The sequence below is a fragment of the Halorarius litoreus genome (genome assembly GCF_024362405.1).
In the GTDB taxonomy this organism is placed as follows: Archaea; Halobacteriota; Halobacteria; order Halobacteriales; family Haloarculaceae; genus Halorarius; species Halorarius litoreus.
In genome coordinates, this window is the sequence record NZ_CP101454.1 from 2,120,014 (window position 1) to 2,144,621 (window position 24,608).

At 68.8% G+C, this 24,608-nt stretch carries 22 protein-coding genes; 11 read left to right on the top strand and 11 right to left on the bottom strand.

The features are described 5' to 3' along the window. The first annotated feature begins 301 nt into the window (after window positions 1–301). A complete protein-coding gene (locus NL126_RS10875; RefSeq protein ID WP_255194898.1) occupies window positions 302–1,327 on the top strand; it encodes a DnaJ domain-containing protein in 1,026 nt (341 codons plus the stop codon). 98 nt (window positions 1,328–1,425) lie between these two features. On the opposite strand, the gene NL126_RS10880 is transcribed toward NL126_RS10875, so the two are convergent. Next, entirely contained in the window at window positions 1,426–2,229 is an 804-nt protein-coding gene (locus tag NL126_RS10880; RefSeq protein ID WP_255194899.1) for a hypothetical protein, read from the bottom strand. A gap of 228 nt (window positions 2,230–2,457) precedes the next feature. Next, window positions 2,458–2,607, bottom strand: coding sequence for a hypothetical protein (locus tag NL126_RS10885; RefSeq protein ID WP_255194900.1), 150 nt, complete (start codon window positions 2,605–2,607; stop codon window positions 2,458–2,460). 165 nt (window positions 2,608–2,772) lie between these two features. Here NL126_RS10885 and NL126_RS10890 point away from each other — a divergent pair, with 165 nt between their 5' ends. From NL126_RS10890 to NL126_RS10905, 4 genes are all read left to right on the top strand, one after another. Continuing rightward, on the top strand, window positions 2,773–4,128 hold the full coding sequence (locus NL126_RS10890) for a twin-arginine translocation signal domain-containing protein (RefSeq protein ID WP_255194901.1): 1,356 nt from the start codon (window positions 2,773–2,775) through the stop codon (window positions 4,126–4,128). Between the two features lie 155 nt (window positions 4,129–4,283). Continuing rightward, on the top strand, window positions 4,284–6,368 hold the full coding sequence (locus NL126_RS10895) for a bacterio-opsin activator domain-containing protein (protein WP_255194902.1): 2,085 nt from the start codon (window positions 4,284–4,286) through the stop codon (window positions 6,366–6,368). Window positions 6,369–6,495: 127 nt separating this feature from the next. Beyond that, complete coding sequence (locus NL126_RS10900; RefSeq protein ID WP_255194903.1) at window positions 6,496–6,843, top strand: HalOD1 output domain-containing protein; 348 nt, start codon at window positions 6,496–6,498, stop codon at window positions 6,841–6,843. Between the two features lie 16 nt (window positions 6,844–6,859). After that, window positions 6,860–7,015, top strand: a complete 156-nt coding sequence (locus tag NL126_RS10905) for a hypothetical protein (RefSeq protein ID WP_255194904.1) — start codon at window positions 6,860–6,862, stop codon at window positions 7,013–7,015. 11 nt (window positions 7,016–7,026) lie between these two features. Here NL126_RS10905 and NL126_RS10910 read toward each other — a convergent pair whose 3' ends face one another. Beyond that, the gene (locus NL126_RS10910) at window positions 7,027–7,278 is read right to left on the bottom strand and encodes a hypothetical protein (RefSeq protein ID WP_255194905.1); all 252 of its coding nucleotides are present in this window, start codon (window positions 7,276–7,278) and stop codon (window positions 7,027–7,029) included. 140 nt (window positions 7,279–7,418) lie between these two features. Between NL126_RS10910 and NL126_RS10915 the strand changes: the two genes are divergently transcribed. Next, window positions 7,419–8,204, top strand: coding sequence for a M99 family carboxypeptidase catalytic domain-containing protein (locus tag NL126_RS10915; protein ID WP_255194906.1), 786 nt, complete (start codon window positions 7,419–7,421; stop codon window positions 8,202–8,204). Next, window positions 8,201–8,470, top strand: a complete 270-nt coding sequence (locus NL126_RS10920) for a hypothetical protein (protein WP_255194907.1) — start codon at window positions 8,201–8,203, stop codon at window positions 8,468–8,470. Before NL126_RS10915 ends, NL126_RS10920 begins: the two co-directional genes overlap by 4 nt. A 16-nt stretch (window positions 8,471–8,486) precedes the next feature. Here NL126_RS10920 and NL126_RS10925 read toward each other — a convergent pair whose 3' ends face one another. From NL126_RS10925 to NL126_RS10935, 3 genes are all read right to left on the bottom strand, one after another. After that, window positions 8,487–10,199 (bottom strand): asparagine synthase-related protein, encoded by a 1,713-nt coding sequence (locus NL126_RS10925; protein ID WP_255194908.1) that lies wholly within the window; start codon window positions 10,197–10,199, stop codon window positions 8,487–8,489. Beyond that, entirely contained in the window at window positions 10,192–12,093 is a 1,902-nt protein-coding gene (locus NL126_RS10930) for an asparagine synthase-related protein (RefSeq protein ID WP_255194909.1), read from the bottom strand. Before NL126_RS10930 ends, NL126_RS10925 begins: the two co-directional genes overlap by 8 nt. Before the next feature lie 83 nt (window positions 12,094–12,176). Beyond that, window positions 12,177–13,637 carry a sulfatase-like hydrolase/transferase gene (locus tag NL126_RS10935; RefSeq protein WP_255194910.1) on the bottom strand — a complete coding sequence of 487 codons (1,461 nt, stop codon included), beginning with the start codon at window positions 13,635–13,637 and terminating at the stop codon, window positions 12,177–12,179. A 465-nt stretch (window positions 13,638–14,102) separates the two neighbouring features. Here NL126_RS10935 and NL126_RS10940 point away from each other — a divergent pair, with 465 nt between their 5' ends. Further along, window positions 14,103–14,591, top strand: coding sequence for a DUF7344 domain-containing protein (locus NL126_RS10940; protein ID WP_255194911.1), 489 nt, complete (start codon window positions 14,103–14,105; stop codon window positions 14,589–14,591). A gap of 67 nt (window positions 14,592–14,658) precedes the next feature. On the opposite strand, the gene NL126_RS10945 is transcribed toward NL126_RS10940, so the two are convergent. After that, complete coding sequence (locus NL126_RS10945; RefSeq protein WP_255194912.1) at window positions 14,659–14,994, bottom strand: HalOD1 output domain-containing protein; 336 nt, start codon at window positions 14,992–14,994, stop codon at window positions 14,659–14,661. 105 nt (window positions 14,995–15,099) lie between these two features. Next, the gene (locus tag NL126_RS10950) at window positions 15,100–15,420 is read right to left on the bottom strand and encodes a DUF7344 domain-containing protein (RefSeq protein WP_255194913.1); all 321 of its coding nucleotides are present in this window, start codon (window positions 15,418–15,420) and stop codon (window positions 15,100–15,102) included. A gap of 559 nt (window positions 15,421–15,979) precedes the next feature. On the opposite strand from NL126_RS10950, the gene NL126_RS10955 reads away from it, so the two are divergent. Further along, entirely contained in the window at window positions 15,980–17,416 is a 1,437-nt protein-coding gene (locus tag NL126_RS10955; RefSeq protein WP_255194914.1) for a helix-turn-helix transcriptional regulator, read from the top strand. Between the two features lie 235 nt (window positions 17,417–17,651). Here NL126_RS10955 and NL126_RS10960 read toward each other — a convergent pair whose 3' ends face one another. The 3 genes from NL126_RS10960 to NL126_RS10970 all read right to left on the bottom strand — a co-directional run bounded on the left by NL126_RS10960 (window position 17,652) and on the right by NL126_RS10970 (window position 21,267). Beyond that, entirely contained in the window at window positions 17,652–18,017 is a 366-nt protein-coding gene (locus NL126_RS10960; RefSeq protein ID WP_255194915.1) for a DUF7563 family protein, read from the bottom strand. Between the two features lie 92 nt (window positions 18,018–18,109). Next, window positions 18,110–19,726 (bottom strand): ArnT family glycosyltransferase, encoded by a 1,617-nt coding sequence (locus NL126_RS10965; RefSeq protein ID WP_255194916.1) that lies wholly within the window; start codon window positions 19,724–19,726, stop codon window positions 18,110–18,112. A 131-nt stretch (window positions 19,727–19,857) separates the two neighbouring features. Continuing rightward, a complete protein-coding gene (locus NL126_RS10970; RefSeq protein ID WP_434084164.1) occupies window positions 19,858–21,267 on the bottom strand; it encodes an arylsulfotransferase family protein in 1,410 nt (469 codons plus the stop codon). Between the two features lie 138 nt (window positions 21,268–21,405). On the opposite strand from NL126_RS10970, the gene NL126_RS10975 reads away from it, so the two are divergent. Beyond that, window positions 21,406–22,659, top strand: coding sequence for a hypothetical protein (locus tag NL126_RS10975; protein WP_255194918.1), 1,254 nt, complete (start codon window positions 21,406–21,408; stop codon window positions 22,657–22,659). 113 nt (window positions 22,660–22,772) lie between these two features. Next, window positions 22,773–24,605, top strand: coding sequence for an ABC transporter substrate-binding protein (locus NL126_RS10980; RefSeq protein ID WP_255194919.1), 1,833 nt, complete (start codon window positions 22,773–22,775; stop codon window positions 24,603–24,605). Window positions 24,606–24,608 lie beyond the last annotated feature (3 nt).

Here is a 24,608-nt window from a genome sequence, read left to right on the forward strand (position 1 = left end):
CGACCGATAACTAATACACCCGACGAGCTACGGCCGCGTGACGCTCTTCGAGCGTCAGCCTGCCGCTGGGATAGCATGGCAGTGGTCGCACCCACCTGACCACCTCCCTGGTATCCCCCATGTTCAGTGTGTCCCCCTCGTGCGGGCGTGGCTCCGCACGAGGGCCCTCCCGCGTCGTTACGCTGCCCATAATAAGAGCGCCTCGTCGACAACGACGGGCGAGAGCCAGATGTCCAGCGTAGCTGCCGTCGGCGTCGGAGGCGTGCCGGTCGCAGACGAGTCGGTCGGAGGTGGGTAAGCGATGTCGGACGAGGAGACGTTCTACGAGCTGCTGTCCGTGGCGCCCGACGCGAGCCGTGAGACCATCGAGCGAGCGTATCGCGAACAGGTGAAGGGCCACCACCCCGACGTGAGCGACGACCCGAACGCCCGCGCCCGGTTCAAACGGCTCACGCGGGCGAAGGAGGTGTTGACGGACGCCCAGGAACGGCAGCGGTACGACCGACTCGGCCACGAGGCGTATCTGTCTCGCGAGGGGGGCGGTCCGACCGACCGGGCCGACCCCGACGGCCCCGACCCACCGACACCGGGCGCGAGTGACCGGACGGCCACGCGATCCGACGGAACGAACTCGGGGGCGACGCGCACCGATGCCTCGGAACACACCGCACACGACGACTCCCGTACTCGGTCGGGCGCACAGAGCGAGGATGACGCGACGCACACGTCGCGGCCGACCTCCCACGACGCCGGCACTCCCGGGCAGTTCGCACTTCGGGAGGCGGTCGCAGCGGTCATCCTCACCCTGCTCGCCGCGTCCAGCGTCCTCGTGGCCATCGCAGTGGGTCGTCCCCGGGTGTCGGTCGGCGTCCTCCTCGCGACGTGGGCGCTCGTCGCGGCAATCGCCGGTCGCTTTGCCGTCGCGAGCGCCGCCACCCTGCCGGACGACGTGGTCCGTGCCCACGCGTTCCCGCTGTTGCTACTCGTCGCCGCGTGGTACATCGGCCTCCAGACCCCGTACCGGCTGCTCGCTGGTGGGCTGGTGGCGTACGCGCTGTTCGCCGCACTGTACCGCACCGTGGCCCTCGTGTCGCGCGGATCCGTCGTCCGGGCTACGGGGCTCTGGTTCGTCGCGACGGCGCCGGCGGCAGTCGTCGTCTACGCCCGACGGGCCGACCTCGGGGGCGTCGTGCGTCGGGCCACGGCCACGCTCTCGTCGCACGTCCCACTCCCGGCGGGGGCCGTCGTGGTCGCCGTGGCCGTCGTCGCCGTGGTTCCACTCGGCCACGCGCTGTGGCGGCTCGGGCGGACGCTAGTCCCCTGGTGACCCGTCTCGTTGGCCGGTCGACTCCCCACGACACAGGGCGACGGCTGGGCTGGTCAGGGGTGTGACGGCACCAAAAAATCCGGGTGGCCAAACCGACGCTAGCGGCCGCTGATGGCGTCGGTGAGCGTGCTGGTGAGTCCCAGCGGGTCGAAGATGGGACCGAGCGGATCCGACGGCGTCGACGTCGAGACTGTCGGTGTCGTCAGGTCCCCCGGACTGGTGGGGGTCGTCTCATTGAGCGGCGAACCCGGTGTCTCGACCGGGAGCGTCGGCGTCGGCGAATCGGTCGGTGTCGGTGAGTCGGTCGGTGTCGGTGAGTCGGTCGGCGTGGGTGAGTCGGTCGGCGTTGGCGTGACCGTCGGCGTTGGCGTCGGGGCGTCCGTCGGTGTCGGTGAGTCGGTCGGTGTGGGTGACCCCGTGGCCGTAGGCGTCGCCGACGCGGTCGGGGTGGCCGACGCGGTCGCCGTCGAGTTGTTCGCCGCGCTACCCGCGCCCGACGTCGGCGTTGGCGTCGGCGTCGCCGTGGCCGCTCCCGGAGCGTTCCCGTTGTTGCCCTCCGAGAGGTCGAACGCGTTGTAGCCGCCGACCCAGGGGCCGACGAACGACAGCAGCCCGATGACCAGAATCGCGGCCACGACGAGGACGGGGACGAGAGTGTTCTCGGAGAGCCACTCGCCGAGCGGTGTCTCCTCCACCTGGTCGAAGGCGGGGACACCGCCGGCCCCGGTGGCCGCGGCACTCTCGCCGCCGTCGTCAGTTGCCTCGACCTCCTGTGCCTCCGTGGTGAGCTGCGCGGCCTCCTCGGTCTCGCCGGCGGCGAGCCACGCTTCCATATCGAAGCCGTCTAGCTCGAAGGGGTCTTCTCTCGGCTGGGTATCGTCCCCTGCGAAGCCGTCAACCATGGATTGTCCACCACTGTTGGGGGGTGTCGTACCACCCTGTCGTTCGGTGAGCGTACCGCTGAGCGTTTCGTATCAGCATTTATATACGTATCCCGTATAGAACCGCGTCCGGCGGCGGTATCATTATGCGTCAGCTAGGAACGATTGCAACGGTGCAAGCGGGCCTGGGCCCGCAGATCTGCGGCAGTGAGGCGTGCGTGTCGCCGGGCTGCGTCTCCCCTACCGGTGTCAGTGCCCCTCGCCGGTACAGATCAGTTCGTCACCCTGTCCTCGGAGCGTGCCGAAGCAGTTGGCGTTCGGACAGGGAGCCCCCGAGAGCGCATGCGCCCGCTCGTTCAGCGTCCGCATCGTCTTCTGCATCTCACCGTAGTCGATCATGTCTACACCCACGACGGGAGGGGCGATTATTATGCGTGGAGTATCGGGACCGTTCAGTACCGTTCACGCTGTTCGAACGGGCTAGTTTCCGTCCGGTAACCAGCCCCTGTTACCCATATGTAAGAAATAGTATATGAGTGTGGTCGGCGAGGGTACGAGTATCCAATGAGCCCCACTCTCGACTCCGATGCCAGGACCGCCGACGCCCGATGCTCCCGCCGCCGTTTCCTGCAGGCCGCCACCGCGACCGGTGTCGGTCTCGCCGCCCTCTCGACGGCGAGTTCGACCGCCAGTGCCGCCCGCTCCAGCCTGCGCGACCAGTACCAGATCCGCCTCGGGACGCCCGACGAACAGACGGTCTACTACTACCGCGCCGAACAGGACGGCCCGACGACGATGGTCATCGGCGGCATCCACGGCGACGAGCGGGCCGGCTACCTGGCGGCCGACCAGATCCGCGAGTGGACCGTCGACCGTGGCGAGCTCGTCGTGGTGCCACGAGCGAACCCGGCGGCCATCGCGGACGACCTTCGGCCGTGGGACAACGACCTCAACCGCCAGTTCCCGCCGCGCGGTGGCGACTGTCTCAGCCCCCTCGCGGACACGCTCTGGGACGTCGTCGAGCACCACGACCCCGACTGGGTGTTCGACCTGCACTCCTCGCGTGGCATCTACAAGTCGGACGACGGCGGCGTCGGGCAGGCGCTGTTCCCGACGTGGACCGACCCCGCTCGTCCGACCGGTGAGCAGACGGTCGCCGCGCTCAACGAGCGATTCGGCCTCTCGGGCGACATGGCGTACCTGATGGGCAACACCCTCGACGCCGACCGCGACATGCTCATGCACCGCGTCGCTGGCGTGCTTGACCGGCCGGGCTTCATCTGCGAGACGACCGAGAAGGCACCGCTCGACGAGCAGGTCGCGTGGCACCTGTTCACCGTCGAACACGCGATGGCCCAGTTCGGCCAGACACGAGTCACCGACCAGAAATCGACCACGCAGACGACGCAGACGACCCCCGACCGCCACGAGATCGTCATCCAGGGCGCGGGGCCGGAGACCCGCTACGAGTTCAAGGCGACGGAGTCGGTCACGCCGATCGACGAGCCGGAGTGGAACGACTACGTCTACAGTCGGGGTGTCAACGGAGCGGTCTCGACCGGCGAGGACCGCTTCTACTTCGAGGGGTCCCTCGAGTACGTCGAGGTGAAGGAGGGCGACGCCGCCGACCTCACGGTCACCGTCGACGGCCGCGAAATCAGCGCCGAACCGAACACCCGGACCATCCAGTTCGAGGGGACCGGCCCTGCCGTCCGGTACGAGTTCAAGGCGACGGAGTCGGTCACGCCGGTCGACGAGCCGGAGTGGAACGACTACGTCTACTCCCGCGGCGTCAACGGCGAGGTCACGTCCGGCGTCGACCGGTTCACCTTCGTCGGCGACCTCGAGTACGTCGAGGTGACGGAGGGCGACGCTTCGGACCTCGCCGTCTACGTCGACGGCCTCCCGTTCGATCTCTGAGCCAGCGGCTGACTGTCACGGAACGTTATTATTCGCCACGTAATCCTGTCCGTGTTCTGTTCTTACGCACTGCATAACCCGGCGAGCACTCCGGGTGGGGGCGAAACGAAGGCGGTGCTTTACGTCGCCCCCCCGCTTCAACTGCATAGCTTCGGATGACCGACGACGACCCTGTCGACCCGGTCAGCCCCGCCGCGCAGTACCGCGCACTCGCCGAGGTCGCGAACGACGTCATCGTCACCATCGACACCGACAGCACCATCCGGTTCGTCAACGACGCGGTCGAGGACGTTCTCGGCTACACCGCGGCGGACCTCCACGGCCGCTCGCTGACGGTCCTGATGGACGACGCGATGGCGACCGAGCACGAGACGGGATTCGAGCGGTACCTCCGGACCGGTGAGCGCCGCGTCGACTGGGATTACGTGGAGCTGGTCGGTCGTCATCGCGACGGCTCGGCCGTCCCGCTGGGGGTCTCGTTCGCCGAGTTCACCGACGACGGGGAGCGACTGTTCACGGGCATCGTCCGCGACATCAGCGACCGGAAGGCGTGGGAGCGACGGCTCGAGGCGCTGTCGGAGCTGTCGCACGCGCTCGCCGACCGAACGACTGTCGAGGCGGTCTGCGAGCGCGTGCACGAGACGACGACCCAGCTCTTCGATGGTGAGACCGCCATCGCGCTGTACGACGAGCACCGCGGCTCCCTCCGCCCCGAACGGGTCTCGCCGGGGTTCGACCGCGAGGGGGCGCCGCTGGCTGGCCTCACTGACCCTGCGTGGGAGGCGTTCGCCGACGGCGCGCCGCAGACCGTCGAGTCCCCTCCCGCGCCGTTCGAGTGGGTCCACGTCGAACCGCTCGGGAAACACGGCGTCCTCCTGACGGCGACCGAGACGGGCGAGGGGCCGCCGGTCGAACCCGGCGGCACGGAGTTGGCGGCCGTCCTCGCCGACCGCGCGACGACGGCGCTCGACCGCCTGGCCCGGGAGCGGACGCTCCAGCAGCACAACTCGCTGCTCGAAGAGCGCAACGAGGCGCTCGCACACGTCAACCAGCTCAACGACATCATCCGGTCGCTCACCACCGCGCTCGTGGATGCGGCCTCCCGGGCAGACATCGAGTCGGCGGTGGTGGAGACGCTGGCCGAAGCGGAGCCGTTCGAGTTCGTCTGGTTCGGCGCACCCGACCCCGTCGGCGGGGTTCTCGAGCCGAAGGCGAGCGGGGGATGGGACCAGGGGTTCCTCGAGGACCGAACCGTCCCGGTCGACCCCGACGGCGACGCGGCGCTCTGCCCGACCGGTCGGGCGGCTGCGACCCGCGACCTCTGTGTCGAGAACGACCTCCACACGGACCCACCATACGCGCCGTGGCGGCGGCGGGCGCTGGAGTGTGGCTTCCGCGCCGTCGCGGCGGTCCCCATCGAGTACGACGACGTCCGGTACGGCGTGCTCACGATATACGCGGGCGAGTCGGGCGTCTTCGACCGGATGGAGCAGTCCGTCCTCGGGGAGCTCGGCGGGATGATCGGCTACGCCATCAACGCGGTCGAGCGCCGCAACGCGCTCGTCGACGAGGGGGCCATCGAACTCGAGTACCGCGTCACGGACGCGGACCTCGCGGTCATCCAGTTCGTCCGCGAGACCGGCGCTCGCTTCGAGTTCGAGAACGTGATGGCCGACCCGGACCGCGGGCTCCGGGTGTTCTTCACGGTCCACGGGGCCACGCCGGAGACGACCCGCGAGTTCGCTGCTGCTGCCCCGACCGTCGAGGACCTCCGACTCGTCACGGAGGTCGGCGAGGACGCCTCGCTCTACGAGGCATGGATTCGCGACGACGGGCCGATCGGAACGCTCGTCGGGATGAACGCCGTCCCGCGCGCGTTCACGGCGTCCGGCGACGAGGCGTGGTTCACCGTCGAACTCCCACGGAGCGTCGACGTTCGCCAGTTCACCACCACGCTCGACCGGGCGTACGACGACCTCGAACTCGCGGCCCGACGCGAGCGCGACCGTCCCGTCCAGACGGAACAGGAGTTCTACGCCCGGCTCGAGGAACACCTCACCGACCGCCAGTTCCGGGTGCTCGAAGCCGCCTACTGGAACGGGTACTTCGCGTGGCCACGGGCGAGCACCGGTGGCGAGATCGCCGAAACGCTCGACATCTCGCAGCCGACGTTCTCTCGACACCTCCGGGGCGCCGAGCAGAACCTGTTCGACCTCCTGTTCGACGAGGCCGACGGCTGACCTGTCGCTGCCACTCGGTGTCCGTCGCCGCGAATACATATTCACCGCGTCGCCACGACTGCTGTCGCCGCGCTATCCAGCTAGCTAGTGGGCCCAAGGGGGTGGCACTCGTCTGTCTACGTAGGAAATGAGCGACACCAACACGTCCGAGTTCACCTCGATGCCGAGCACGCCGAGCCCGATCGTCCCGCCGGACGAGCAACTGGTTCACGAAGAGCGTGTCGAGTTCGGTGGGCCCTCCGAGCTGGTCGTCACCATCGTCGAGGTCATCGCCGACGTCCGGAACTGCTCGCCGACTGACCTGCTCCCGGGCATCCACGAGTCGGTCGACACGGACGGCCTCGAACGGGTGTTCCGCCCCCATCCGGGCGCGCCGAACCGACAGGGCTGGGTCACGTTCTTCTTCTGTGGCTGCCGGGTCGTCGTCACCGCCGACGGAACCCTCGGCATCTTCGACCGCCGGGCGGGGCGGTAACCACACGAGGCCTCGGATGCCGAGATACCTGCTCGACTGTACCGCCTGCTCGTTCACGGCGACCGTCGACGGCGACCTCGAAGCCGTCATGGCTCGCGTCGACGAGCACACGGCTGTGGTCGAGGCGCCTGCGGACTCGCACTTCGTCGAGTTCGAAGTCGTCGAGTGGTGACCCTCTCCCTCTCAGGCGTTCGCCGCCTCCGCGTAGGTCGCGAGGGCCGTGACGGCCACCGCGACCGTGAGGAGGGCGACGACGACGAACAGTGCCGTCCCGGCCAGCCCTTCGATGAGCTCCTTGAACCCTCGCCAGTGGGCCGTCTCGAAAGCGAGCCAGCCCCCCGCGACGACGCCGGCGGCGAGCGCCGTGAGGCTCGCGACGAGATGACTGACGAGCGCTTCGGCCGCAGAGACGCGGTCTCCGGTGTCTGTCGCCATCGGTACGTATGCTGTTCCCGCGCCGAGTGTTTCCCACTTTTGTACGGTTCGACCGAACGACGGTACCCGAGCCGCTGGCGGCCACGGGACGGCCGTTACCGCCCCCATAATATTCTCGCCGTGCGGGCTACGTCGCGACGATGCAACGACGCGCGTTTCTCGCTGCCGGAGCGACTGCCGCAGGCGTCGCGCTCGGCGTCTCTCGCTCGACGGCAGGGACGCCGGGCATGCGCCGCGAGCCCACGGGCGTGCTCATGGCCGGGACGCCACACGAGACGCCGGTGTACGTCGTCGAGGGGGACAGCGCGGGGCCGACAGCGGTCGTCGTCGGGGGGATGCACGGCGACGAGCGGAGCGGCTACCTCGCCGCCGAACGGGTCGCCGACTGGTCGGTCGACGCGGGCCGGCTCGTCGTGCTTCCCCGGGCCAACCGGGTCGCCATCGAGCGGGACACGCGACGCGGCGAGGGCGGTGACCTCAACCGCCAGTTTCCCCCGGGGGCGCGCCCGACGACGGCGCTCGCCCGGGGGATCTGGGATCGGCTCGTCGAGGCGGAGCCGGACGTGGTGGTGAACCTCCACAGCTCGAAGGGTATCTACGGCACCCACCAGGAGTTCGTCGGGCAGGCCGTGTTCCCGACGGCAGCCGGCGACGCCGTCGCCGTCGCGGAGGAGACCGTCGCGACGCTCAACGACGCGGTCGTCCCGTGGTACATGCCGCTCCACGACTTCCTGGTCGGGAACGTGCTCCACGGGACGGCACCGCTGCTCACCCACAAGGTCGGTGGCGACCTCGGCCGCCCGGCGTACATCGTCGAGGCGACGGAGTTCCTCGTCGACCCCGAGACAGGTGCCCGGTGGACCGAGCGTGCCGCGACGGAACTGCTCACCCGACACGGGCTCGAACGCACGGGGGAGGACCGATGAACCGGACGACGGTTGGCCGACTGCTCGCGGGCCCGTCGGTGGTCGTGACGTTCCTCCTGCTGGTCCTGCCGGTGGTCGCGGGGGCCATCGACACGGCGTTCATGACGCCGCTCGCGCTCCCCGGCTATCTCGTCCTCACCGTCGGGAGCGCCGTCGGGAACCTGCTGTTCCCGAACTTCGCGCTCTGGGTGTACTGGGTCCCGTTCGCCGTCGCCTGTTACGGGCTCGCGGTCGTCGTCGGGGTCGGCTACCGGGCACGCCGATAATCTGAACCGATTCCGGTCACGGCAGCCACCATCGAAGGTCGTTCACCCGGAGCTTCTGTCGCGCCGGCAGGTCGTGGAGCGTCGGCCGGTCCGGGAAGAACTCGGCGTCGAGGTCATGTCTGTCGTAGAGCTCCTCCCGGTCGGGCCACGCGGGCTCGATGGGGGTGAGCAGCGGGAGCTTCCGCCGGGCGAACCGCTCGGCCTGGTTCAGCAGCTCGACCGTGTGTGGCCGCGACGGCGGCCGGTGTCGGAGCAGCGACTCGTCCATCGCCGCGAGCGCCGCGTCGACGGTCACGTCGTGGCGGTACCGCGGCGGCGTCTGCAGGTGCCACTCCAGGAGTTCGCGGTCGGCTGCGACGAACGACTCGAGGTAGTTGTCCGCGAGGTGCGTCCGGAAATGCATCACGGGCTGGTTGCGCAACACGAGCAGGTCCATCCGGTTGTGGACGGAGTCGGCCCGCCACTCACACGCCGCCAGCTCCTCGGCGAGGCAGTCGCGGACGAACGCTCGGGGGTCGTCGAGCTGGGCGTCGTCGAACAGCTCGGTCGCACGGACGCCGAGCCGCTGGCTCCCCTCGGGCATGAACCCGAGCGTGTCGAGCAACGACTCGACGGGGTCGACGTCGCTGGCCAGCCGCGTCGAGGGCACCTCGACGCCACTGATCTCGTAGGTCCGACGTTCGAGGAAGTAGCCCTTGAACAGCGTGTCGTACAGCAGGCCGTGGTACATGGTGTCAACGTCGAGCTCGTCGTCGTAGCCCGCGTGGTGGACGTGCAGCGACTCGCGGAGCCCCTGTGTGTGCTTGATCTTCTCCGCGTCAGCCCGGAGGTAACGTGCCCCCGGTTCGAGCGTCGTGTGCTCGGTGTCGTACTGGGTGGCGAGCTTGCGGGCGACGTCGACCTCCTGTGAGTCCGGTCGCCCGATGGTGTAACAGTGGTCCACGTCGGGCCGACCCGCGAGGATGGTCCGGGAGTCCTGCCCGGCCGAGAGGAGCAGCCCCGTCCGCCCGGGGTAGTCGGCGCGCCGGTCGATGGCCCGAGTGAGCCGGTCGGCGAGCGCCGTCGCGTACTCGCCCGGCTGGGGGTCGTAGACGAACCGGCGGAACTCCCCAACTGAGGAGGGGCGGAGGTAACCGTCGAACGGGACGCGGTCGAGTTCCTCGAACAGCGTCCGGTCGCCGAGCACCGTCCCGAGGTGGAGGAACTCGAGGACCGACCGCCGTCGGGGCGTCGTCTCGTCGAGCAACTCGACGAGCGCGGTGGCGTCGGTGCCGAACGTGCGGTCGTCGAGCGCGTCGGTGTAGAAACACTCCCACGAGCGAATCAGGTCGCCCGCGACGAGCGCCTCGCCGTCGTGTTCGAGGACAGCGAGGTACGAGCCGTTGAGCCCCTCGACGGCCGACCGGCCGTGTTCACGGTAGCGGTCGAGGAGCCACTCGGCCGTCCCGGTGGTCGCGTCAGCCGGCGTGAACGCTTCGCCCCAGACGACACAGAGCCCGTCGTCGGCCTCGGTGACGGTCGTCCGGTGCGGAACCCCGAGCGCCCTGTCGCGGACGCCGACGGTCACGCGCTCGCCACTGACGACGGTGTGGAACTCGTCGGCAGACCGGTACGCGTCGAACCGCTCGTGGTCGCCGAACACCCCGAACAGCTCCTTCTGCATGGAGCTGACGTCCGGCGTGGGGTCGCTGTGGGTCACCGCTGGTTCCCCAGTGTGCGTCTCAGTCATCGTTCACCAGGTGGTCTGCCGGCTCCCGACCGTCGGTCTCGTCGTCGACGTCCCCCACTGCCTCGGCGACCGGCATCTGCAGGAACGTCAACAGCGAGTAGAGGACGGTCGACTCGTCCGCGCCGCGGACGTGGTTCCGGTAGCTCTCGAGGGCCCCCTCGTAGTCGAGGAACGGGAGGTCCTCCATGAGGGCTCGCCGCTCGACGAGCGTCTCGGCGGGGAACGACTGCGTGCGCAACAGCGCCCGTCGGTCGGGCCAGGGGCCGTGGTCGAGGTAGTCCGCCGGCGGGGCCTCCTCGGTGACGTGTTTGCGCCAGAACCCCGCGACGGTGCCGCCGACGAAGTCCAGGGGGAAGCCGTGTTTCAGCGGCATCCCCGTCCGCGCGTGTGGAATCTCCGCCAGCTCCGGGGCGAGCCGTTCGACGCCCCGGTTGACGAGGTCTCGCCGGAGCAGGAACTCGATGGGAATCTGTTGCTGGAGGTCGAGCAGCCGGTTGTCGAGGAACGGCGTCCGGTACGGCCGCATGTGCATGAGGCTCCGCGAGAAGTTGGCGTCGGTGTCCGCGCCCATCGGGTAGAAGTCGCCGTACATCACGAGGTCACGCAGCGAGCCGTAGTCGACGCCGTGGCTGACGACGCGGTCGTGCTCGACCGTGATGTTCGACGCGACGACGTCCCGGATGGACCGCTCCTCGGTGACGTACGATAGCGGCTCGACGGCGTCGGTCGTCTGCATCGAGACGTACTCGTCGACGGACTCGATGGGGTCGCGAACGGGCAGCGGGAGCTTCCCGATGGGGCCGAGAGAGAGTTCGCGGGTCGCCAGCGGGCCACCGCCGAACAGCATGTCCGCGTACAGCCCGGAGACGAGCACGTCGACCTCGTCGGCGATTTCGTCGGCGAACCCCGTGAAGTACGCCTGGTCGAACCAGCCGCTGAAGTTCGAGCGCGGGGGGTTGCGTTCGAGCGCTTCCGCGTCGTAGTCGGGACCACGCTGGAGCAGTCGGAACTCGTCGCCCGCGACCTCGGCGGCCTCGCGGGCGATGGTCGCCTCCCGGCTCATCCAGTCGGCGATGTGGTACGCCGTCACCGACTGGTCCATCGCCGCCTGTACCAGCCGCGAGTCGCTCCCCCCGCTCAGCAGGACGCCGTACTCGAGGTCGTCGCGGGTCCACTCGTCGAGGACGGTCTGGAAGGTGTCGGCGAACCGGTCGACGTACGACTCGAACGACTCGTCGACCGGCTCGTAGTGGGGGCGCCAGTAGGTGGTGACCGACACCGAGCCGTCGGTCAGATCGACCGTGGCGACCGACCCCGGCGGCACCTCTTGCACGTCCGACAGCGGGGTCTCGATGCCGAAGACACGCCGGAGCTGGAGATACTCGTACAGGTAGTCCAGCTCGAGGTCCGGCTCGACTGCGGGGTGTTCGAGGAGCGCCTGCTGCTCGGAGGCGACGACGACCGTCTCAGCCGTGGGGCGCGTGTAGAAGAACGGTCGGGTGGCGACCCGGTCGGTCACGAACGACAGCGTCTCCGCCTCGCGGTCGTAGATGACGAGCCCGAAGTCGCCGTTCAACTCCGTGACGAAGTCGAGTCCGAAGCGGTCGTACAGATCCGCGCAGTAGCGTGCACTCCCGTCGGACGGGCCCTCGCGGGCGACGTAGGCGTCTCCGGAGCCGGTTCCGTAGACGTCACCCCACACCCACACGAGCGCGTCACGGTCGTGTGTACGCGCCGGCTGGTCGCCGGCCAGCAGTGGGTGGAAGGCGGTCGACAGCGAGAGGTCGTCGTCGGTGAACGTCTCCGTGACCTCGCCGTCTCGCCACCGCACGCTGTCGGCGAACGCGGCGGGGTGTGGCGTGTGTTCGCCGACGGTACCACAGAGTCCTACCATTGGTTATCCGGGAGAGAACGTCGCCCCCCATTACTATCCGATGCATAAACTACTGCCTGCGGAACCGACCGACGACGCCCGGACTACAGGTAGCCTAACGTCTGGAGCCGGTCTTCGACCGCGTCGTCGAACGCCATGTCCTGGTCGGTGTCCGCCATTCGCCGCTTGTACTCGTCGAGCCCGACGCCGAAACACTCGCGTGCGTGTGCCGGGACGTCGATGCCCCGGGACGTCTCCTCCTGCCAGCAGGGCCGCCCGGGGTCGAGCCGGTACTCGTACGTCTCGCCGAGCGAGTCCCACTCGTACTTCCGGGGCCCGTCGTAGACGGTCCGAATCATCCGGTTCCAGTAGGCGTACTCCGACGGGGAGAAGTCGAGGCCCCACGTCCCGTCGCCCTCTCCGAGCAGGCCGACGGTCTCTGCGGCCACGGGTTCGCCGACGAGCGACTCGTCGAACGGTTCGTCGTGTGCGAGCCGGCGGACGATGTCGCCCAGCTGGCAGTGCGAGAGGTACTCGGTCTCGACACCTGCCCAGCCTTCCGGCGGGTTGATGATCTCGAACGGGACGTGCAACAGCCCCTCGCTCTGGCTGCCGGTGTGGTGGAACAGCCCGCCGTCGTCCTCGGCGAACCCGAGGTTGTGGCCGTGGTCGGCGGTGACGACGACGGTGGTCTCACGGTCCGTCGCGGTCTGGATGCGTTCGACGACGTCGGTGACCTGTCGGTCGAGGTAGTCGACGGCCGCCCCGTACAGGTCACGGTAGTTGTCAGCGTACTCGGCGGTCGCGGCGTCCTCCCGGTTCAGCTCCCACTTGCTGAGCTCGGTCGAACTCCAGGTGTTCGACACCGAGTGCAGCGAGTCGTCGTACTGGACGAGGTTCCGCAGCGGCGTGTGCGCGTCCATGTAGTTGACGAACGCGAACACCGGTTCGTCCGTGGTGACCTCGTCGTACAGCGTCTCGGAGATGACCGACGCGCCGTCGTCGACGAACTCGGGGAGCGGCAGCCGCTTGAACCGGTGGCCGACCTGCGACCAGACGCCGTTCGCGAGGCTCTTGCCGGCGTGGTCGTGGTCGAGACACGTCCGGAGGAAGCCGAGATACCGCTTCGCGGCGCTGTCCTCGTCGGTCTCGCTCATGTAGTCCTGGACGGTGAGGCCGTCGGGGAACAGCGACTCGTTGGTGTGCGAGCCGATGGAGAAGTCGTGGAACGCGTCGAACAGCGTGTCGAAGCCGAACAGCGAGTTGATGTACGCGTTCGCACTCAGCCCGACCGTCCGATGGGCGGGGAGGTCGGCGAGGAACGTGTCGTCGACCGAGAGCGCGTCGGCGAAGTCGAACCCGGCGTCGAACGACTCCGAGTGGACGCCGTGCTGGTGGGGGAGCTGTCCGGTGAAGATGCTCGTGTGGCTCGGAACGCTCCAGGAACTCGCCGAGCGACACTGCTCGAACGAGTGTGTCGACGTCTCGCGCAGCCGGGGGGCGTACTCGTCGAAGTAGTCCTTGCGGACGGTGTCGAGGACGACGAGGACGACGTTCCGGCTCACGCGTCTCGCCTCCGCGTCGGACCGCGTGTCGTGGGCGTCGGAGTGCGCTGCTCCGACCGGTTGGCTACGTGCATACTCGCTCGGTGGCGAACGGGACGTGTTATTATGGGCGAGGTAACGGGCTGGCCGCCCCTGGTCGGGTCGGTCTTGCTGCGAACCGGGTCGACCGGCCGGCGTGATACGGCCACCGTTGCCACGGCACGAAGGTCGACGCCACCCCCTCACGACCGCCGACGTCGCCCCCTTCGCGACCCCGCTCGTCCGCCACGAGAGCCCATCGCCAATTAGGCATATTAGGGGATACGTGTCTCATACATATAACTCGGAAAATCGCCATGCTGCGGCGGAATGAAACGGTTCGAAACGGTTCTCGCAACCGTTCTTTCCTCGCTGCAACAGCCTGAATATTCGATAACGGAGATTCTGGTTTATTATCACCCCCCGAATTGCCATGGGTGACGACAAATGAGCGTTCAGACCGATGCAGACCGCGACTCGGAGCACAGTTCGGCCGAGCAGTCCGATGGGTCCGCCACGGAGATCTCGAAGGACGACGCGTTCCACATCCTTCAGAACGCACGCCGGCGTGCGGTGCTTCGGTATCTCGCCGAGCACGACGACACGGACCGATTCGTGATGCGCGACATCGCCGAGGAGGTGGCCGCGTGGGAGCACGACACGACGGTCCAGCAGCTCGTGTCCGACGAGCGCCAGCGCGTGTACATCGCCCTCTACCAGTCGCACCTCCCCAAGCTCGACAAGCACGGCGTCATCGACTACAACCAGTCGCGTGGCGTCGTCGAGCGTACGGAGCTGACCGAGGTGTTCGAGCCGTACATCGACGACGGCCTCCACGCCGACAGCGGCCTGTCGGCGCCGGAGTCCCCCGACTCGGACACCGAGAGCCAGGAGTCGGGTCTCACGACGGCCGTCTCGACGCTGTTCCGTCGCTGACCCGCCCGCTCCTGCACGCTCTCTTTTACGCCGCCGGTTTTCGGAGACACACGCCGTGAGACGGGGCTCAGTCGTAGATCTCGATGCGTCCCGTGTTGTGAATCTCGACGTCGTGTCCCGCGATGTGGAGGTGGAGCGGCCCGCCCTTACGGAGGTCGCCGTTGGGCAGCGGCCGGAACATCCGGTCGAGGGCGTCGGGGTCGACGTGTTTCGAGAACTCCGGAACCAGGGTCGCCGGTTCGTGGTCGGTGACCGCCGCGAGCGCCAGTGAGACGGTCACGGTCAGCCCGTTCTCGGAGACGTCGTGGTGGGCGACGTAGACGACCTCGTTGCTGTCGACCTGGAGGACTTCGTCGATGACGTCGGTCATCGTCGCGGCCTCGGCTGCGTCGTCCCCCGCCATTCAGCGATTCCCCCCGTACCTCTGCGACTGCATATGTCAACGCGTAGGAGTCGGCTCCTAAAAGTTCATGGGCTCTTGTCGCGCGTGAGTGAGGTTACTCGGCAGTCAGCGACGCGTGCCACCCGTGAGGGTGCCGGTGTTGGGGTCGAACTCCACGAACCCCGCCCGGTCGAGTGTCGGCAGGTCGACGAGGTAGAGCTCCTCCTGTACGTCGTGTCGGGACTTCTCGTCGGCCGCCGCGCCGTACGCGGCCTCCCACTCGAGCATCGCGTCGACCACCTGGTCGATGGTCACGGTCGTCTCCAGGCCCGAGACGACGGCGATGAGATACCGGTACCGGGAGACACGACCACCGCGACGGCTGTCCGCGCCGAACTGCTCCTCACAGCCGGCGGACCGCTGGTCGGGACTCGCTTGCACCGTCATTCCAGCCCTCGCCGCCGTTCGGTCACCTCGTCGCCCGGGCGCTCGAGTAGTCGGCTCATGTGTGTCTTGACACAGTGCCCATACCCTGATTGTTATTCTGTGTATGAGTCCCACATTCACTTTTATACGTCTCCAGTGAGGATGTAGTACAACTGCGGCCTGCTCGTCGAGCTGAATCGACGACCGTTCCTATCCGCTTACGCGATACATAAACGCCCCCGGTGATTCGGGCGGTTCTCTGCCGGCCGACGCCGGACGGTGACGTCGACCCGAGCGGGAAAACCGACCGAATACGAAGTGATTGGCCACCGTTTCACCCGCGGTGAGCCGAAGCCAGTCGAGGAAAGCACTCGGGAAAGCACTGCCAATGTCCGGTGGTTTATGAGTATGGCTGATAGGTTGTGTCCCGGTTAACTATTATACCCGGACGGTAGACAATCATACACCCAGAACGGCGGCTGTGTGCCCCACTTCGAGCTCCGAACCGGCCCGTCGGTGGCTGGTTCGGGCGGTAGAACGACGGGGCCGCTGCCGACGTGTGGAAAGCTCACTCTGTACGATGGCACGGACCCTTGATGCATCGGTCGTCGGTCACCTCTGGGGGGCGGTAGTAGTGCTCTGTCTGCTCAGCGCCCCGGTCGTCGGCGCGACAGCACCCGCACAGGGCGCGTCTGGCCAGTCTCTCGCCGGTCCCGACCGGCCGGTCACGGCGGACGTCTTCGCTCCCGAGAACGGAACGGGTCTCACCCGGACCAACGTCACGGGGGACGCCGTCGCGTCCCACCAGAACGGAACGGTCTACGTCTGGCAGAACGAGACCGTCACCGTCCGGGCGACGGTCGTTCCGTTCGACGGCGCCGGCTCTTACCAGCTCTGTCTCGACGTCCGCGACGACGAGGACGCCATCGTGGTACGCGAACGGTGCAGGACGGTCGACGTCTCGCCGTACGCCACACGCACGAGCATCGACACCACGACGCCAGCAGGCAACGCCACCGGCGACCACACGCTCGTCTTGACGCTGTCCGACGAGGACGATAGCCAGACGACTCGGCTCCCGGTCGTCGTCGTCACGCGCGACGGTGAACTCGACAGCGACTCGTTGAACAACTCGCAGGAAGTCGAATACGGCAGCGCGCTGGAGGACCCCGACACCGACAGCGACGGCCTCCTCGACGGCCTCGAAGTCACGAAGTACAACAGCTCGCCGACGGAGGCAGACACGGACGGGGACGGCCTCCGTGACGGCCGGGAGATCAACATCGACACGGACCCACGGTCGCCGGACACGGACGGGGACGGGCTCGACGACGGCCGTGAGGTCGCCCTCGGGACGAACCCGAAGAAGGTAGATACGGATGGCGACGGGCTGGACGACGCCCGAGAGCTTGAACTCGGGACGGACCCGACGGAGGCAGACACGGACGACGACGGACTGGACGACGCCCGAGAGCTCGAACTCGGGACGGACCCGACGGACCCCGACACGGACGGCGACGGGTTCGAGGACGGGACCGAAGTCGACCGCGGCTGGGACCCGCAGGCGACCACCACCCGGACGCCGGGCGAGACGGCACGCGGCGGGAGCCACACCCCGTCGGCCAGCGATCCGATGTTCCTCGTCGGCGCGGGCACGCTCGTGCTCGGTACTGTGCTCGGCGTCGGCTACTTACATCAGAAGAGTGCGAACGACGTCGACGCTGGTGACTCGGATTCCCGGTCCGACCGTCCACTGGACGGCGTCGTGGACGACCGGCAGGCGCCCGAGTCGGCCGTCGACCCGGAGCTCCTGTCGCCAGAGCAGCACGTCATGCACCTCCTCGAGGTGAACGACGGGCGGATGAGACAGAGTCAGTTCGTCGAAGAGACCGACTGGTCGAAGGCGAAGGTCAGCCGCAAGCTCTCGGCACTGGAGGACGCTGGCGAGATCGAGCGCACTCGTATCGGGCGTGAGAACATCGTCACCGTCCCGGACCGAGACCTCGAGGACACCTGACGCGACTTACGCGACGGGTCGGGGACGAACGCTGACGTGAATGGTGCTGAGAACCCTCGACATCGGCAGACCGTAGCCCGAATCCTTCACAGGATAGGGCGGCTGGTCGGCACAGGCATCGACGTACGCTGTTCGACAACGAGAGCGGACGCTTCTACACGGCGAGAACAGGCCACGTCGTCACCACACTATCTCAACGGCGGTCAGAACTCTCGTCTTCGGGTCAGAGAGGATGTCAAGCGCGGAACACGGAGAGGAGCCGCCCGAGTCCGGACTGGCCGCCGGCGTCCGTGCTCGGCCGTTCGGCCGTTGCAGGTTCGACCGACCCGTCGTCTGCGGTCGCGTCGTCGTCCATCGCCGACTCGGCGGCCGTGTCGTCGTCCGTCGTCGCCGTCGGACTGCCGCGGCCGGTCGAGTAGGCCTCGTCGGTGCCACGGACCGAGCGGAGCAGAACCTGTTCGCCGTCGTCTTCTTCCTCCTTGGCACTTCGGCGCCTGTCGGTTCGACAGTTCCGGCAGTCGAACACGTTGTCCTCGTTGTCGCCGAAGACGCGCGCGTAGTCGTCCGATACGAACCCGCCGCAACTCATACACTCGCTCATTCTCGGAACCTCGATACGTCTAATCGGACAGGTCCACCGTTATTATGCAGACTCCAAGGTGGGGTCAGGTCGCCCCGAACGCCGTGCGTGTGCTATCGTTCATCCGGTTCGCGCACCCGAACGACCATCGCCCCCTCGGTCTCGTGGACGATCTCGTACCGGTCGGACGCGCGCAGTGTGGCTCGCATCGACGGGGGCTGCTCGTACGAGTCGCCGCGGACGGTGTAGTGGCCCGTCGGCACGTAGAGGTGCGTCGGCGAGACGTCGGCCGCTTCGAGGTGCAGGGAGATGCAGGCGGCCGTGTCACACGTCGAGATCTCCTCGTAGCGGGTGAGTTGTGTCTCGTACTGCTCGGGCGTCGTCCACTCGACCCCCCATGGTCCGACGAGAATCGGTCGGTCGGTGACCAGCGGGAACCACTCGGCCGCGTCACCGAGGACGACGAACCGTGCGGTACGCGGCGTCTCGCGTTCGACCCACGTCATCGCCGCCTCGTCGTCGGCGTCGACGAACGCGGGCTGGGAGGGGTCGCCGGCGTGCGTGTCGACCGCACCGGCGGCGAACGCCGTGCCGCTCGCGACGGCCGCCACGAGGACGAGCCCGACGGCGGCGAGTTCCGCGACCCGGCGTCGGTTCCGGTGGAGTCGCGACGCCTGGGTCCACGCTCGGACCGCCGGGACGCCGTACTCGAACACGAGCCACGCGGTCAGCATCGACCCCGGCACGAAGAGGAACCGCGGTTTCCCGATGACGAAGCCGGCGATGAACAGCCAGGCCGGCAGGAGCCACCGTCGCCGGACGAGGGCGACCGCCGCCCCCGTGTACGCCGCGAGGAAGAACGCGGCCTCCACGTCGGCGTCGACGGGATAGACGAACTCCGAGAGGATGCGCTCGGCCCCGCCCACGAGCCCGCCGTGAGTGCCCGCGGCGGCCAGCAGCGTCTCGATGCCGTGGGTGGTGTGGACGTGCCAGAGCCACGGCGACGCGAGGAGGAACCCGCCACCCGCCACGACCGCGCCGTAGCAGAGGCCGCGTGCGGTCCGCGACCGCGCCGCGAACAGCAGCAGGTACGTCAGCCCGAAGAACACCGTGTAGACCGGATGAGTGAGGACGGTGAGTCCGAACAGCGCCGTCGCGGGGAGGAGCCACCGGGGGTCCTCGGTGTCGAACAGTCGGACGCCGACCGCGAGTCCCGAGAGCACCAGCAGGAACGCGAGTCCGCGGACGATACCGCCGGCCGAGAGATGCCACTGGAGGACCGACGGCGTCCCGGCGAGCACCAGCGTCGCGACGCCGGCCTTCCGGGGCGAGTCGAGCAGCCGCTTCGCCGTGAAGTAGTAGGGGACGAGCGCTGCCGTCACGAGCAGGCCGGGGACGAGCCGGCTGTACGTGAAGGGGCCGACGCCGGTCAGTTCGCGGGCGACGGCGGCGACGTAGAACGCGACCGGTGGGTACGCGAGGGGGACGCCACCGGCGGTGTAGCCGGGGACCGACGCTGGCAGGGTGTACCCCTGGTTCGCGATGGTCTCAGCGATGGCGAGGTACAGCCCGGCCCCGTACGCGGGGTAAGGGTGGGTTACGAGGTAGACGAGGTGGACACAGAGCCCCATCGCGACGGCCAGCGAGAGCCAGAACCGGTCGTCGAGTGAGAGCACCGCGACCCGGGCGGTGAGCCGGTCCCAGCGGCGGTGTGAGTGGGAGTTCGACATCGGTCACCGAGTGGCGGGCGTCCGTTGGTCGGTCGTCACGGGCGAGTCTGGCTGCAGAGCGGCGAACACGTGTACGATGCACTCACCGACTGCGGCGGCTTTGTTATCCTGCGAGTAATCGGGCGGTGCGGTCAGGACTCCCGTTCGAGGTCGAGGGGCCGACGCACCGTCGCCTGCCACGGCGACCAGTAGGCTTCGGTACCGGCCCACACGACGACCGTGCCGACGAGCACCAGCAGGGCCGCGAGGTCGACCCGCGTCATCCAGACAGGCATGACGTACATCACGGCGTTGACCGTCGGCCCCTGCATCGCCCCGGCGACCGCAGACCGCAGGGGGTCGAGCGGGCCGTCGTCGTCAGCCTGTGTTCCGTCGTCGGTCTGCGCTCCGTCGCCCGACCCACTCGCGTCGTGTCCAGCGAGGTCGGCCTGCCGGGCGCTCGGCCCGCCGGTGCTCTCGTCGCCCGTCTCGAGTCGCTCGGCCTCGTACGGGAACGCGACGTCGAGCGTCCAGACGACCTCGCCCTGCTCGTTCACCTCCAGGACGCGGTTGCCGTTCGAGTCGGTGACGAGCGTGTGGCCGTTCGGGAGGCGGTCGGCGTCTCGCGGCCACTGGAGCCGGGCGTCGCGCCAGACCCACGAGCGCTCCCACGTGCCGTCGACGCGCTGGTACTCGACGACCCGGTTGTTCTCGGAGTCGGCGACGACGGCCGCCGGCCCGCCGTGGGACGCGTCGATGTAGTCGGGGTTGTGCTGTTCGTAGAGCGTCGTGTGGTCGTCGTCGCTCCCCAGCGTCCACTCCTCGACGACCCCCGTCTCGCGGTCGAGGAACACGACCTGGTCGTGGTTCCGCAGACTCACCATGAGGCGCCCGTCGTCGAGCACCTCCACGTCGTTGAGGTGGGTCCAGTCCTCGGGGTACGGCCCGCCGCTGTCGGCGACCGGATACGCGCTCTGGGCGTTCCACGACCAGGTCACGAGACCGCTGGTCGTGTTCACGACGAACACGCGGTCGGCCGCGATGTCCGCGACCACGAGATGCTCGTCGTCCAGCCGGTCGACGTCGTGCCACCGCGTCGAGTGTTTCCCCTCGGTGACGCGGCGGAACACCGGCGTCACCTCGCCCGTCGTCAGGTTCACTCGCTCGACGCCGTTGCGCGTACACACCACCTCGCCGCCGCACTCCTCGGGGGAGAGGTGGTCGGCGTACACGTACTCGACGGTCGCGTTCGTCCCCTCGACGGGGTCGACGTCCCAGTAGCGCGTGTGCGTGTCGTTGTAGTAGAACACGGTGCCGTCGGGGCCGACGGCGAACAGCTGGGCGGTCGCCCGCGGCCCGTCGCTCGACCGGCCCAGCCAGGTGTTCGAGTCGGTAGCGACGACGGTCACGCCGTCGGACGGCGGTGCGACCTGCTGGCCGGCCGCGCTCACGTGCGCGCCCTCGGAGGCGCTTCCAGCCGTGAGCGCGGCGCTTCCGAGAACGACGATACAGCAGACGACCACGGCCGTGAACGCGACGCGCACGGCGACCCGATAGGAAATCACTATGCGAGCCTCGCACTCGGTAGCCTTTGCTACCGGGAGCGTAAGCCGAAGTACGTCGACGATATCCCTCCGTCCCCGGTGGCCTGCCGGCTTAGGCACCTGATAATCAACCGAGCTGCCCCGAAAGCGGACACGATGACCGATGGCACGCGACGTCGTCCCACAGTGATCGTGGGTGCGGTCCTCGTCCTGCTGGCCGCTGCAGCCGTGGTCGGTACGGTCCCCACCGACGGCTCCGACGCGGCGACGGCGACGACCGTAGCGGAGGCCAAACTCGTCACGGTGACCGAGGGGGACGACCGGCTCTGGCCGTACACGAGCCGGCAGCGTGACGTCGAGACCCGGACGCTCCCCATCAACGTCGTCGTCCACGCCGACCTCTCGACCACCCGTCGCGTGCTCGCCGCCGGCGACGACCGGACGTGGACGACCACTGACGCCGAGGAGGAGGGGATTGTCGTCAACGAGAACAGCGTCGACTGGTCCGAGACGACCGGGGCCGACCGCTACACGTACGTCGAGACCGACGACGGGGGCCGCTGGCTCGACGAGTCGGCACAGGTTCACGACGGCGCGTACCTCGGCGCCCGGTACCACCTCCGACTGTACGAGGTCCCCTCCGGGGAGGATACGTGGACGGCCATCCAGGCCCACCAGGAGCACTGGGACTGGTTCCGGCTCCGACACACCGTCGGGAGCACCGCGCGTGCCCGCTACACGGTCGAACACGAGTTCTACGGGACCGGAACCGTCGCGGACGTCTCCCGTGAGCGATTCGGTAACGGCGGCGCGCTCGACGCCGACGGCTGGGTCACGGTGTTCGACCTCGTCGACTGGGCGTTCTACGAGGAGACGGCGCTCTCGGGCGCGGCGCTCGTGCTTCTCGCGCTCGCGAGCGGCCGGTCGCTCCTCGAGACGGGCCGCGACCTCGGTGCGGCCGTCGAGCAGTCACGGCTGAGTCGCGTCCACCTCGCGCTGTTCGGGACGCTGTTCTCGCTCCCGCTTTTCGTGCGCGTCACCGCGGTCACACTCGAACGGGCGTTGCCCTGGCTCTCGCCGAAGGTCATCGCCGCCCCGCTGTATCTCGTGCTCGCGGTCGGTGTGCCACTGGTCGCCGGCCTCCTCGGCCGCCGCCTCGCCGCTGACGACGCGTTCGCGACGGCGACCGTCGGCCTCGGGCTGGGGGTACTCCTGGATTACTCCTGGCTCGGGATCGCTACGCTCCCGTTCGGCGTCGTCGTCCACCGACTCGTCCTGCTCGTCGGCCTCGGCCTCATCGCCGCAGGGGGCGTCCGCTGGGCCGCGACCCCCATCCAGCGCCATCGCTACCGGCTCGTAGGCGTCGTCATCTGGGTTGGTGCACTGGTCTGGGCCCTCGCTGGCCTCTGATTACTTTCGAGGGTTAGCGTTAGGCGGGTTGTAATAAAGTCCGGGCGGCATGTCTCTCCGACGACCCGACCGCTGTCAGCAGTCGTCGCTCGACGACCCACGTTGGAGACGCCATGGTACGGACACAGCCATCCACTGACCCCTCAACGCCCGACAAGACGCGACGGCGACTCCTCGCCGCCACGGGTAGCGGTGCGCTCGCCGCCACCGCCGGCTGCGTCCGCGAGGTCCGTTCCATCGTCACTCGTGACGCGCCCTCGCAGCTCTCGCTCGACATCAAGACCGCGCCCGCTGACGCGGACCCGCGGGCCATCCGCATCGCCCGCTACCTCGCGACGCGGCTCGCCGCCGTGGGCATCGACGCCAGCATCGTCCCGATGAGCCGCGAGTCGCTGTTCCGGGACGTTCTCCTGAACCAGTCGTTCGACCTGTACGTCGCGCCGTTCCCCGGGCGCACGGACCCGGATTTCCTCTACTCGCTGTTACATTCACGGTTCGCCGCCGAGCCGGGGTGGCAGAACCCTGTCGGCTACGCGAACCTCGAGGTCGACCGCCTGCTCGACCGCCAGCGTCGCCAGCGCGGCGCCGACCGCCAGGAGACGCTCGCGGCCGTCCAGCGAACGGTCGCCCGCGACCAGCCGTTTTCAGTCGTGGCGTTCCCCGACGAGGTTCGGGCCGTGCGCGACGACCGGGTCACCGGCTGGGACCGTGTCCCGATTCACACGACGCTGGGCTATCTCGGCCTCGACCCGGTCCCCGACGGGGGGCTCGACGCGGACGCAGCCGACGCCCGGCCGCTCACGCTGACGCTGACGGACTCGCGGCCGACGGAGAACCTGAACCCGCTCGCCGTCGAACTCCGCTCGGGCGGCACCGCGACGGACTTGCTGTACGACTCGCTCGGGCGCTGGGTCGACGGGTCGGTCACGCCGTGGCTCGCCGCCGGCTGGACGTGGTCGAACCCCCCCGAGGGCGAGTCGGCGGTGACCGTCCGCCTCCGCGAGGACATGACGTGGCACGACGGCACCGACCTCACCGCCGACGACGTGGCGTTCACCTACGCGTTCCTCGCGGACACGTCGCTCGGCCGACTCGACAGCCCGGTTCCCGCCCCGCGGTTTCGCGGCCGGGGTTCGATAGTCACCGACACGGCGGTCCTCGGCGACCGGACCGTCCGGCTCACCTTCGAGGGGAGTTCGCCGGCGGTCGCCGCCCGGAGTCTGACGGTACCGCTGTTGCCGCGACACGTCTGGGAGTCGAAGGCCGAACAGGCGACCGTCGCCGGGCTCGACCTCGGCGGCGGGGTGACGCGGGCGCTCGTCTGGCGCAACGTCGACCCCGTCGGGAGCGGCCCGTTTCGGGTCGAGCGGCGCACCTCGAAGGAGTCGCTGGTGCTCGCGGCGGCCGACGACCACTTCCTCCGCCGGGAGGCCCCCGAAGCCCTCGACGACCACCTGGCGCCGTACGCCGGGGGACCGTCGGTCGACCGACTCGCGTTCACGGTCGTTCCATCTGGTGGGGCCGGCGTCGAACTCGTCGACGCGGGTGAGGCGGACGCGACGGCCTCGCCGGTGCTGCCGGCGTCGGTGCCGACCATCGGGCGGTCGGCGGCGGCCGACCTCGTCGTCGACCAGCCCCGCTCGTTCTACCACGTCGGCTACAACCTCCGTCGCTCCCCGACGAGCAGCACCCGATTCCGGCGGGCGGTCGCCCGCCTGCTCGACGAGGCGTACCTGACCGAGACGGTGTTCGACGGGTTCGGCCAGCCGGCCGTGAGTCCACTGGCGCGCCACGACGCGCTCGCGCCGGGACTCGCGTGGACCGGCGAGGACCCCGTCTTCCCGTTCCCCGGCACGGCGGGCGAACTCGACGTCGACCGTGCGCGTGAACCGTTCCGCGAGGCCGGCTACCGCTACTCGGAGGACGGCGCTCTCCTCCTCTCGTGACTT